Below are 11,345 nucleotides of genomic sequence, written 5' to 3' on the forward strand. Positions count from 1 at the left end.
GAGGCAACTCTCCGGCGGTTTTTTCATTCTTGGTCGCGCTCTGCCGTCAATTCAACTGTGACAACGACAGTGAATCCTAACGAATCTTCAGTGGGTTGCGATGTGCCGACGTTGAATTCCATGCGGTTGAGCTCCAGATTGCCGGACATGGTCGCTTCGTCGTCCGCAATCTCCAGGGAGAACGGCAGAACAACATCAACCGATTTATCCCGGATCGTCAGAGGCCCACGTGCTTCGTAACCTGTTTCTGTTTTGAAAAGGTCAGCTTTGAATTGAGCGGTGGGAAATGTCTTGCTGTCGAAGAAATCCGCACCCATCGCCTGATCGGTGACCGTACCAAGGCTAAGTGATCCGATTGCAATGGTCACATCGACCGATCCCGCCAGTCCCGGTTCGGTGGGGTCCTCGAACGCAATCGCCGCAGTCCAGTCGGCGAATTCACCGGTCACCGGGCTCCCCAACTGGGAAATCGTGATCGAGAGGGTGCCTTCCTCAACCTCCCACTCTGATTGGACATCTTCAAGCTCTGCAGTGTCCACCGAGGCTTTGCCGTGGTCGTCAAATTCGCCAGTGGCCCAGCCGCCGACGAGCACCGCAGCCCATATTGCCAAAGCGGCAAACGCGGGTACGGTCGAATGGTGCTGTGCTGGTGGCTGTGGCGCCTCGGACCAACCCGGCAGCATGCGGCGCAGTGTGCTGTCTCTATCCACGACATGGTGTTTCAACGCGCCCGCGATATGTAGCAAGAGCGATCCGGCCAGTACCAAGATGAATAACCAATGAAAGGCGGCGGTTAGCTCGGCGAGAAATGCCGATTTTGGAACAAACGGCAGGTTCTGACCAAACGGCCAGAGAATTGGGGCAAAGCCTTCGGCGGTGGCGTGGTGGATCCAGCCGCTGAGTGGAACCAATACCAGCGAGCCGTAGAGTAACCAGTGCACGGTTTCGGCGGCAAAGGCCTCGGGCTTGTTATCGGCGTTGAGCAGACCGGGTTTTGTTTGGGTTAGAGCCCAGAGGATTCGTGTCATAGCTACGAAGAACACGGTGACCCCCACGGTCTTATGCAACGAAAATAGCCGGGCGGCGCGGGCGATATCATCCTCGGTCGTTCGGATGTTTGGATCATATATCGCGTGGGCCAGTTCATTCGCGAACCAACCCAGTGGCAGAGCCGTTAGGATTAGCAGTGCAGTCAACCAATGAAATGCTTTGGTTACACCACCATAGCTGGACTGGGTATTTGTCAGGGGCATTGTTTAGCTCTCCGCATTTCTGGGTTGCGGGTAAGTTAAAGGGATGCTGTGCGGACACAAGGCGGAGAAATGCACAGTCAAGGTGTCCTGATGCAGAACGCATGCAACGCTTGTGCAGCGTCGTCAGTCAGTTTACACCCCGCCGCAATCTAACGTCATCCATGAGGTTGCAATGACACGCGCATTCGTTTTCCCAGGGCAGGGTGCCCAGACCATCGGAATGGGCAAAGCACTGGCGGAGGCCTATCCCGCCGCGCGCGCCATTTTCGATGAGGTCGATGAGGCCTTGGGCGAAAAGCTGAGCGATCTGATCTGGGAAGGCGATATTGCTGAATTGACGCTGACGCAAAATGCCCAGCCTGCGTTGATGGCGACATCGATGGCAGCGATGCGTGCACTGGAGGCTGAAGGGGCGTCAATTTCGATGGCATCCTTTGTGGCGGGACACTCGCTGGGTGAATACTCGGCTTTGGCCGCTGCCGGTGCTTTGTCGGTTGCTGATACCGCACGGCTGTTGCGGACGCGCGGACAGGCGATGCAAAGCGCTGTACCGGTAGGTGAAGGCGCAATGGCCGCAGTCCTGGGGCTGGACCTAGAAGCAGTGCGTCAGGTGGCCGAAGAGGCCGCGCAGGGAGAAGTTTGTCAGGCTGCCAATGACAATGATCCAACGCAGGTTGTCGTGTCTGGTTCAAAGGCCGCTGTTGAGCGCGCAGCCGAGATCGCCAAGGAAAAAGGCGCCAAACGCGCAATTATGTTGCCGGTAAGTGCTCCATTTCACTGTGCGCTGATGCAGCCTGCGGCAGATGTAATGGCGGAGGCTTTGGCTTCTGTGGAAATCAAGGCACCTGCCGTGCCGCTGATCGCCAATGTGCGCGCCGAGGCTGTGACTGATCCGGATGTGATCCGTCAGTTGCTGGTTGAACAGGTCACCGGCTCGGTTCGGTGGCGCGAAAGTGTGCAGTACATGGTCGCGCAGGGTGTGACTGAGGCGTGGGAGATCGGCGCGGGCAAAGCTTTGACGGGCATGATCCGCAAGATCGATCGTGCACTGGCCTGCACAGCGGTCGGGGCGCCCGAGGATGTACAAAAAGCCGTTAACCCCGGCGCATAAACAAAGGACAGTCGCCGGATTTCGGCGGCCAGAGAGGAAACATAGATGTTTGATTTGACAGGTAAGAATGCGCTGATCACTGGCGCTTCGGGTGGCATTGGCGGCGATATCGCCCGCGCGCTGTACGACGCTGGTGCCACAGTTGGCCTATCCGGAACGCGCGTGGAGCCTCTGCAAGCCTTGGCCGAGAGCCTCGGTGAACGCGCCCATGTCCTGCCTTGTAACCTGAGCGATTCCGAAGCTGTCGAGGCTCTGCCGAAACAGGCGGTTGAGGCGATGGGCTCGGTGGACATTCTGGTCAACAACGCAGGCATCACGCGCGACAACCTGTTCATGCGCATGTCGGACGAAGAATGGCAGAGCGTGATTGACGTGAACATGACTGCCACGATGAAGCTGTGCAAAGGCGTGATCCGGGGCATGATGAAAGCGCGCTGGGGTCGGATCGTGAATGTCTCGTCCGTTGTTGCTGCGATCGGGAACCCGGGACAAGCGAATTATGCTGCATCTAAAGCAGGGATGATCGGGTTTTCCAAGGCGTTGGCGCATGAGGTGGCAACCCGCGGCATCACTGTGAACGCGGTCGCTCCGGGCTTTATTACCACGGCCATGACCGAGAAGCTGACAGATGAGCAAAAGAAAGGTCTGCTGCTCAAGGTTCCGGCTGGCCGCATGGGCGATCCGCAAGAAATCGCAGCCGCCGTTCTGTACCTCGCAAGCCCCGAAGCCGGGTATGTTACCGGAAGCACCTTGCATGTGAATGGCGGTATGGCCATGTTGTAATCGCAATTCGGGGCGGATGCGAAAGCGTTTGCCTTGTGCGTTGTCTGTGCTATAGGCGGCGCATATGCGCAGGAACCGGTCCAAGGGCCGGTTCTCTGATTTCCCGGGGACCCGGGACCCAAACCGCCCGGAAAGGGCAAAACCAGTCCATCCCGAACGGGCAAGGGCAGAACCGGGCGGACAGCCCTGAAATGAAATGAGGAATAGACATGAGCGACGTCGCAGATCGCGTAAAGAAGATCGTTGTTGAGCACCTGGGTGTTGAAGAGGACAAGGTTGCTGAAAACGCCTCGTTCATCGACGATCTGGGCGCAGACAGCCTGGACACCGTTGAGTTGGTAATGGCGTTCGAAGAAGAGTTCGGCATCGAGATTCCAGACGACGCTGCCGAGACCATCCAGACCTTTGGCGACGCGGTCAAATTCATCAGCGAAGCTTCCTAAGCTTATCGTTCGAAGACAAAAGCGGCGCTTCCGGGCAACGGAAGCGCCGTTTTTTTTTGCCTGACGTAATTCGCACTTGCCTTGATCTGTTGAGAATTCGCAATCTGGCGCTTGAGGCAAAAAATGAGCGGGTAAGGGCATGATAAGATCCATCCCGATGATCAATACGGCGCGTCTGACCTTGTGTGCGATGCGCCCCGAGGATTTCAACCGTTTCGCCGAGATCTGGCGTGATCCGAAAGTTGTGCGCCATATCGGTGGCACCCCGAAGACGCGTGGCGAGGCCTGGGATTCCTTCTTGCGCAACGCTGGCCACTGGCAGATGACCGGTTTCGGTCAATGGGGTGTGATGCTGCAATCGAATCGCACTTTGATCGGGCAGGCCGGGTTCTTTTTCGGCAACCGCGAGCTTGGAGAAGATTTTGATGGCTTCCCCGAAGCAGGGTGGGTTCTGGACCCAGAATTGCAAGGGCAGGGGTACGGGCGCGAGGCCGCACAAGCTGCGCATGACTGGTTCGATCGCGTCATACCCGGCCCGCTTGTCGCGCTAATTGATGCCGACCACGCAACGTCTCAGCGACTGGCTGAGAAGTTGGGCTACAAGCTGCTGCGTGAGGCAGAGTATCTTGACACGGCGGTTCATTTGTTTCGCCGAGATGGGCCTCCGACGCGGGTCTGAAACGCTTATGCTTGAGCGATGCCGCAAACGGCATTTACTTTGCCGATCCCGGGAAAAGATGGGAGGGGCGGCGGAGATATGGTATCGTGGTATTGCCATTTGAGTGAGCGGAGGAAAAGGCTCATGAGAATTTATCCCACGATGGAACTACAGAACGGTCGCTGTGTGACGCTGGACAAGGGGCGTCTGGATGACGCGATGATCTGGCATGTGAATCCGGTAGAGACCGCGCGAAGCTGGTCGGCTGCAGGCGCAGCATGGATGCAACTGACGGACTTCGATGCCATCGAAGGACGTGACACCAATGCAGAGCTGGTTGAAGAGATCATTCGTTCGTCCGAGATGTCCGTGCAGTTGGCCGGTGGCATGCGGACGCGCGAGCAGGTTGAATATTGGATCAACAAAGGCGCTGGACGAATCGTAATCGGGACGTTGGCGGCCTGGGACCCTCAATTGGTCAAAGAACTGGCTAAGCTGTATCCTGATCAGATCGTATTGGCGGTTGATGTCTGGCAAGGCCAGGTGATGACCGAAGGTTGGCGAAGCCAGAGCGCCTTTACACCGGAAGCGTTCATTGAAGCATTTGCAGATACACCATTTGCGGCCATTTTGGTCACTGACATCGATAGCGACATGGAAGATGTCGAGGCGCAGCTGGGGCTGATCTCGGGTCTCGCCGAGAAATCACGCACACCGATCATTGCAAGCGGCGTCGTCCGTACTGCAGATGATATTTCGCGCCTTGCCTATATATCGAATATTTCAGGTGCAATCGTTGGTCGCGCACTGTTCCGCAAAACAGTTGATTTGTCCGAAGCGTTGGAAGTTGCAAAATCGGCGCATGAGCCGGTCGCTGAATTCCAGTAAACATAGCGCAACAGAAAACCCGGCCGTTATATACTTGATGTCGGTCGGGTTTTCACTTTTTCACGCATTTTAGATTACATGGCAGAGTTTTGAACGATTTCCGGTTTGGGGATACCGAGCCAGATTCTGCCGTTGCTCTTGCCCCCGCACCCCGGGCCGGGGTATGAGCGGTTCTCATAACAGGAAGCAGGCAAGAGGCACTTCATGCGCAGAGTCGTCGTAACCGGTCTTGGATTGGTCACTCCTTTGGCCAGTGGGGTTGAGGAAACATGGTCGCGGCTGCTGGACGGCGAGTCCGGTGCAGGCCCGATCACACATTTCGACGCTGAGGAAAGCGGGGTCACCACGACCTATGCCTGCGAAGTGCCGCGCGGAGATGGCACCGACGGGACGTTCAATCCCGATGATTGGATGCCACCGAAAGAGCAGCGCAAGATTGAGGATTTCATCCTCTATTCGATCGCGGCTGCCGAGATGGCCTGCAAGGATGCCAATTGGCTGCCCGAGGACGAAGAAGACCGTCTGCGCACGGGCGTTCTGATCGGATCGGGTATTGGCGGGCTTGGGTCGATTGCCAACACAGCAAATCTGATCCGTGACAAGGGTCCGCGTCGAGTGTCACCGTTCTTTATTCCGGGCGCTCTGATCAATCTGGCCTCGGGTCAGGTATCTATCCGGCATGGATTTAAGGGGCCGAACCACTCGGTCGTGACCGCGTGCTCGACCGGTGCCCATGCGATCGGCGACGCCAGCCGCATCATCCGCGCCGGAGATGCAGACGTGATGATCGCGGGCGGCGGCGAGGGCTGCATATGCGAAATCGGTATCGCAGGCTTCAACGCCTGCAAGGCCTTGTCGACCAAATATGCCGATGATCCGAAGAAGGCGAGCCGCCCCTATGATATTGACCGCGACGGTTTCGTCATGGGTGAGGGCGCGGGTATCGTGGTTCTTGAGGATTACGAACACGCTAAAGCTCGTGGTGCGAAAATTTACGCGGAGGTGCTGGGTTACGGTATGTCCGGCGACGCCTATCACATCACTGCTCCGTCTGAGGATGGCGACGGGGCCGAACGCTCGATGAAAGCAGCGCTGCGCAGCGCGGGGCTTGAGCCGAAGGACCTAGACTACATCAACGCGCATGGCACTTCGACCATGGCGGATACGATTGAATTGGGCGCGGTCGAGCGCCTGCTAGGGGATCACGCCAGCAACGCGACCATGACCTCGACCAAATCGGCCACCGGTCATCTGTTGGGCGCTGCTGGCGCGATTGAGGCAATCTTCTCGATTCTTGCGATCCGCGATCAGGTCGCCCCGCCGACCATCAATCTGGACAACCCGGCGGTTGAAACTCCGATCGATCTGGCCCCGAATGCCAAGCGCGAGCGTGAGATCAATGTGGCCTTGTCAAACTCGTTCGGATTTGGCGGCACCAACGCAAGTGTGATCTTCGGAAAGGTCAGCTAAATGTGGCGAGCGCTCGCTTCGAACGCGTTGACTATTCTGATCGTTGGCCTGTTCCTGATGGGTGGCGTCATCCTGTGGGGGCAGTCGCAATACAAGTCCGAAGGTCCCCTAGAAACTGCGATCTGCCTGCAGGTAAAGCCGGGCTCTAACATGACAAGAGTCAGCCGTGATCTAGAGGATCAGGGGGCAATCAGCAGCGGATTGATTTTCCGCTTAGCTGCTGATTACGCAGACAAATCTCAGCAGCTGAAAGCGGGTAGTTTTCTGGTTCGCGAAGGCGCGTCGATGGAACAAATCGTCGACGACATAACCCATAGCGGCGCCAGCACCTGCGGGACCGAAATCGAATACCGCATCGGTGTGACCCGTATGCAGACCCGCGTGCGCGAACTGAACCCGGCGACGCTGGATTTCGACGAAGTCGCATCCTTCGTAGTCGGTGAAGAGGAAGCGCCTGAAGCCTATGCAGAAAAACGCAGCGAGGCGGATACGCGCTATCGCATTTCTCTGGCCGAAGGCGTCACCAGTTGGCAGATTGTCGAGTCGCTGAAAGCGATGGATTTGCTGACCGGTGAAGTGGCCGAATTGCCTGCCGAAGGGATGTTGGCCCCTGATAGCTACGAGGTCAGACCCGGTGAAGATCGGAATGCAATTCTTGCTGAAATGCAGGAAAAACAGCAGCTTAGAATTAATGCGGCGTGGGAGGGGCGTCAGGACGGTTTGCCTTTGAACAGCCCTGAAGAGATGCTGGTTCTGGCTTCGATCATCGAAAAAGAAACGGGTCAACAGGAAGAGCGCGGCCAAGTGGCCAGCGTTTTCGTTAATCGTCTGAACCAAGGTATGAGGCTGCAGACTGACCCGACCGTGATCTATGGCGTGACCAAGGGGCAAGGCACCTTGGGTCGCGGATTGCGGCAAAGCGAACTGCGCCGCGCGACGCCTTGGAACACCTATGTCATCGAGGGGTTACCGCCCACCCCGATCGCCAATCCGGGTCTTGCGAGCCTTGAGGCTGCGGTGGCACCTGACAACACGGATTTCATCTTCTTCGTTGCAGACGGGACCGGTGGTCATGCCTTTGCCGAGACCCTGCAAGAGCACAATCGCAACGTTGCCAAGTGGCGCGAGATCGAGGCAGAGCGAAATTCAGGGAACTGATCTGATCGTCCGCCTAGTACAGGTTTGAAACGCATGTTGTCCGACTTGTACAACTTGAATTCATAGCCTCAATAAAGAAACGGCCCGGTCATTCGACCGGGCCGTTTCTTGTTCAGGCCGCCTTGGCGCGACGTGGACGGCGGCGTTTCTGACCGCCCGGCTTCGGTGCGCCGGAGTGCTGAGGTTTCGGGCCACGACGACGATTGTTCGGACGGCGTGGGGATTTCTTGGGTGCGATGGCTTCGGGCATCTCACCGCTGGCGACCGGGATCTCGATCTTCATCAGCTTCTGGATCTGACGTAGCAGGTCGACCTCTTCTGCCGAGCAGAAGGCGATGGCCTCACCCTCGCGGCCTGCACGGGCGGTGCGGCCGATGCGGTGGACATAGTTGTCGGGCACTTCGGGCAGGTCGTAGTTGATCACGTAAGCCACGCTCGGAATGTCGATGCCGCGCGCAGCGACGTCTGTTGCGACGAGAACGTTAATCTCGCCCGCGCGGAAAGCCTTGATCGCGCGATCACGCTGGCCCTGACTTTTGTTGCCGTGGATCGAGGCTGCGTTGAAACCATCGGCAACGAGGCCTTTCATCAGTTTCTCGGCCCCGTGCTTGGTGCGAGAGAAGACCAGCGTTAGGGCGTCCATATCTGCCGACAGGATCTCGCGCAGTTTGGCGGGTTTTGCAGGCTTTTCAACAAAGTGGATCGACTGCGTGATCTTGTCTGCCGCTTTACCGGGTGGCGAGACCTGCACCCGTTGAGGGTTTGTCAGATAGGCCTGGCTGAGCTCTTCCATCTGTTTCGGCATCGTGGCCGAGAACAACATGGTCTGACGCGGCGTGCCCAGTTCCGGCGCGATGCGGCGGAGAGCGTGAATGAAGCCCATGTCGAGCATCTGATCCGCCTCGTCCAGCACCAGATGACGGACCGAACCCAGATCGACCGCGCCGCGATCCATCAGGTCAATCAGGCGACCGGGAGTGGCGACAAGAATATCGGTGCCGCGAGACAGGAACATGATTTGCTTGTTGATCGATTGGCCTCCGACCACGGTGGCAACGCGCAATTTGGTCTTTTTGGTCAGGTTGCGCAGGCTGTCGGCGATCTGATTAACCAGCTCGCGTGTGGGCGCAAGGATCAACGCCTTGGCGGTTTTTGGCGCAGGTTTACCGGGCTGAGCCAGCAGGTGGTCAATCAGCGGCAGACCGAAGGCCAGTGTTTTACCTGTACCGGTCTGCGCAAGGCCGAGGATATCGTGACCGTTCAGCGCCAGAGGGATCGCCTGGTTCTGGATTGGGGTCGGTTGAGTGAAGTTGGCGCGTTTGAGCGCATCATTCAGAGCGGGCGCGAGGCCCAGCATGTCGAAGTCGAACAAATAACTATCCTTTGCAGCCCGAGGCAATGGCCCACGGGCAAGTCGTGATGGGCCGCATCCGCGACCGGCAGGGGTTGTGCGAAACCTCAGGACGCGCAGGCGTTTCCTGCAGCATCTGGTTGCCGCGTCAAGAACCCTGCGTGATGGGGAACTATGGGTGAATCGGGCGCTGTTGGGGGGCGGTGTCGCCCACGTGCTCACGCGGTAGCGCTGTTTGAGGGGCACATGCGGGTTGGAAGAACGATTGTCAAGCAAACATTACGGAGATGAGACAGTAAAACACTGGTTTAACTGCGATCGATTAACCCGTGGCGCACCAGGCCAGAAAAAAGGATGTCGTCCCGTTCGTCCTCATACGGACACCATTTACTAAGGCGCGCGACACTTCCAGGTGAAAGCTGCTCGCACGTGACCAAAGCTTTTGATGCGTCGTCCACCCGGTCAAGCGCTGCAAGGCAGATCGCACGACGATACACCATATTGGCGTCGGTCGGGCGTGTGCTGACAGCGCGATCGGCCCAGTCAAGTGCATCAAACGCTTCACCTGCCACTAGGTTGATGCGTGCGATGGACCAGAAATAAAATGCGCGGTCAGGTTCGCGCGGTGAAAGAGCTAGCGCCTTTCGAATCTCTTCGGCGGCTTCCAATCCCTGTGAAGGATCGGCCAATTCCTTTCGGTTGTGATATGCGACTTTTGCGCGGGTGAAATAGGGATTCAGCCGAATTGCATGCTCAAGCTCATTGAGGCTGAGTTCTTTTTCTCCGCGCCAGACATAGGCTGTGGACATAACGTAATGGGCGAATGGCGATTTTTTAGAAAGAGACAGAGCCTTTCGCGCAGCATCGAACCCATTTTCGAGGGCGGTGTCACGGTTCTTCGACAAGCCAAAGCCATACTCTTTTAGGTAGGCCCAACCTAGAGCCGCCCAGGCCTCGCCATAGTCCGGCTCAATATCGATGGCGGCACAAAAGTCCCTTTGCGCTTCTTTGAGGTCCTGCAGCGCCGCGTTGCGCAGATTTGCCATGCCACGCAGATAGAGTTCCCAAGCGCCCAAGTGGCGTGGTCTCTGCTGGCGCAGGCGGTCAATCTCACCCTCGACCAGTTCCACATCGAGCGCGGTGACAACGCGCAAAGTGATATCGTCTTGGATTCCGAAAAGATCCTTGAAATCACGGTCATACTTTTCGGACCAAAGTGATTGTCCGGTGTCACCCTCGATCAGCTCAACTGTAACTCGAATGCGCTTGCCAGCGCGCCGAACCGTTCCTTTGACCAAATATCGGGCACCTAGAACGCGCGCCGCATCCTGCGGCGAAAGAGCGGGATCGATAATGAGGCTCGACGCGCTGGCGATAACAGGGAGGCGGCCCATATGTTGCAGAGCAGAGATGATGTCTTCGGCGAGACCTTCGGCAAAGAATGACTGGTCGGGATCAGGAGCGTGATCCAGAAACGCAAGGACAGCAACCGTTGGCGGGGAAAAAGATTGATTGGGCTCGGTATGCTGCAATTCACGATCCGCTGCCCAACGCCATACTGTCAGTGAGCGCGAGATATTCTTAACGGTGTGTTGCCCATCCTGATCCAGATGAGCAACAAGACCTTTCTGTAGGGCATGCGCAAATTCGGAAGAAGCCGCGATGCCGCTAGGGTGTGCTAGCCCTTCGAGGCGGGCAGCGATATTGACACCATCGCCGAGGATGTCTTCACCTTCGATAATGACGTTGCCGATATGGGCGCCTATGCGCAGGAATAGTCGCCGATCTACTGGCACCGCGCGTGCTTGTTCAACGCAGGCATTTTGAATCTCGAGCGCCGAAGTCATAGCTGCATCTGCTGTACCAAATTCAGCCAGGAACCCGTCGCCCATTGTCTTGACCAATCTCCCTCCCGATGCCTCTAATGCAGGGAGGATGATCCGATTTCGTAGACTCCGCACCGCTCGCACGGTTCCCAGTTCATCCGCCTCAATTAGTTGCGAATACCCAACGACATCCATGACCAAAATGGCAGCGAAACGCTTTTGATCTAATGCGACTGTCATCGTTTCGATGCCCCATAGATGATACGCGATGCGTATAGGTTACGAATTGATGCCGATATTACCAAGTGTCATAGGGTGATCGGCCTGAGATGACGCTGGAATGGCGGACCAGTTCTTGGCTAGAGTTTAAGAAAAAGTAATATTTATAGTACGTTGGGTGTTGC

The 11,345-nt window shown here is 57.1% G+C and carries 10 protein-coding genes; 7 read left to right on the plus strand and 3 right to left on the minus strand.

Annotated features, from left to right (window positions below; genetic code table 11):
- Window positions 1–23: 23 nt before the first annotated feature.
- The gene (locus ACR0IU_RS04985) at window positions 24–1,253 is read right to left on the minus strand and encodes a cytochrome b/b6 domain-containing protein (protein WP_480715457.1); all 1,230 of its coding nucleotides are present in this window, start codon (window positions 1,251–1,253) and stop codon (window positions 24–26) included.
- Between the two features lie 172 nt (window positions 1,254–1,425).
- On the opposite strand from ACR0IU_RS04985, the gene fabD reads away from it, so the two are divergent.
- From fabD to mltG, 7 genes are all read left to right on the plus strand, one after another.
- Window positions 1,426–2,364 carry an ACP S-malonyltransferase gene (gene fabD / locus ACR0IU_RS04990; protein WP_480715458.1) on the plus strand — a complete coding sequence of 313 codons (939 nt, stop codon included), beginning with the start codon at window positions 1,426–1,428 and terminating at the stop codon, window positions 2,362–2,364.
- Window positions 2,365–2,409: 45 nt separating this feature from the next.
- On the plus strand, window positions 2,410–3,147 hold the full coding sequence (gene fabG / locus ACR0IU_RS04995) for a 3-oxoacyl-[acyl-carrier-protein] reductase (RefSeq protein WP_480715459.1): 738 nt from the start codon (window positions 2,410–2,412) through the stop codon (window positions 3,145–3,147).
- A gap of 209 nt (window positions 3,148–3,356) precedes the next feature.
- A complete protein-coding gene (locus ACR0IU_RS05000; protein WP_008756330.1) occupies window positions 3,357–3,590 on the plus strand; it encodes an acyl carrier protein in 234 nt (77 codons plus the stop codon).
- A gap of 139 nt (window positions 3,591–3,729) precedes the next feature.
- Window positions 3,730–4,269: a GNAT family N-acetyltransferase gene (locus ACR0IU_RS05005; RefSeq protein WP_480715460.1), complete on the plus strand. Its 540-nt coding sequence runs from the start codon at window positions 3,730–3,732 to the stop codon at window positions 4,267–4,269.
- A 123-nt stretch (window positions 4,270–4,392) separates the two neighbouring features.
- Window positions 4,393–5,136 (plus strand): 1-(5-phosphoribosyl)-5-[(5-phosphoribosylamino)methylideneamino]imidazole-4-carboxamide isomerase, encoded by a 744-nt coding sequence (locus tag ACR0IU_RS05010; protein WP_010442089.1) that lies wholly within the window; start codon window positions 4,393–4,395, stop codon window positions 5,134–5,136.
- Window positions 5,137–5,340: 204 nt separating this feature from the next.
- On the plus strand, window positions 5,341–6,606 hold the full coding sequence (gene fabF / locus ACR0IU_RS05015) for a beta-ketoacyl-ACP synthase II (protein WP_480715461.1): 1,266 nt from the start codon (window positions 5,341–5,343) through the stop codon (window positions 6,604–6,606).
- On the plus strand, window positions 6,607–7,764 hold the full coding sequence (mltG, locus tag ACR0IU_RS05020) for an endolytic transglycosylase MltG (protein WP_480715462.1): 1,158 nt from the start codon (window positions 6,607–6,609) through the stop codon (window positions 7,762–7,764). It abuts the gene before it with no gap.
- A 112-nt stretch (window positions 7,765–7,876) separates the two neighbouring features.
- On the opposite strand, the gene ACR0IU_RS05025 is transcribed toward mltG, so the two are convergent.
- On the minus strand, window positions 7,877–9,136 hold the full coding sequence (locus tag ACR0IU_RS05025) for a DEAD/DEAH box helicase (protein ID WP_480715463.1): 1,260 nt from the start codon (window positions 9,134–9,136) through the stop codon (window positions 7,877–7,879).
- 287 nt (window positions 9,137–9,423) lie between these two features.
- Complete coding sequence (locus ACR0IU_RS05030; protein WP_480715464.1) at window positions 9,424–11,181, minus strand: adenylate/guanylate cyclase domain-containing protein; 1,758 nt, start codon at window positions 11,179–11,181, stop codon at window positions 9,424–9,426.
- Window positions 11,182–11,345: the final 164 nt, after the last annotated feature.

The sequence above is a fragment of the Ruegeria sp. CL5 genome (genome assembly GCF_056536485.1).

Excerpts from the sequence above, each read along its gene's own strand:
- ACR0IU_RS05010 (WP_010442089.1), top strand. The coding sequence starts at position 4,393 with ATGAGAATTTATCCCACGATGGAACTACAGAACGGTCGCTGTGTGACG.
- fabD (WP_480715458.1), top strand. The coding sequence starts at position 1,426 with ATGACACGCGCATTCGTTTTCCCAGGGCAGGGTGCCCAGACCATCGGA.
- mltG (WP_480715462.1), top strand. The coding sequence starts at position 6,607 with ATGTGGCGAGCGCTCGCTTCGAACGCGTTGACTATTCTGATCGTTGGC.
- ACR0IU_RS05005 (WP_480715460.1), top strand. The coding sequence starts at position 3,730 with ATGATAAGATCCATCCCGATGATCAATACGGCGCGTCTGACCTTGTGT.
- fabG (WP_480715459.1), top strand. The coding sequence starts at position 2,410 with ATGTTTGATTTGACAGGTAAGAATGCGCTGATCACTGGCGCTTCGGGT.
- ACR0IU_RS05000 (WP_008756330.1), top strand. The coding sequence starts at position 3,357 with ATGAGCGACGTCGCAGATCGCGTAAAGAAGATCGTTGTTGAGCACCTG.
- ACR0IU_RS05030 (WP_480715464.1), bottom strand. The coding sequence starts at position 11,181 with ATGACAGTCGCATTAGATCAAAAGCGTTTCGCTGCCATTTTGGTCATG.
- ACR0IU_RS04985 (WP_480715457.1), bottom strand. The coding sequence starts at position 1,253 with ATGCCCCTGACAAATACCCAGTCCAGCTATGGTGGTGTAACCAAAGCA.
- fabF (WP_480715461.1), top strand. The coding sequence starts at position 5,341 with ATGCGCAGAGTCGTCGTAACCGGTCTTGGATTGGTCACTCCTTTGGCC.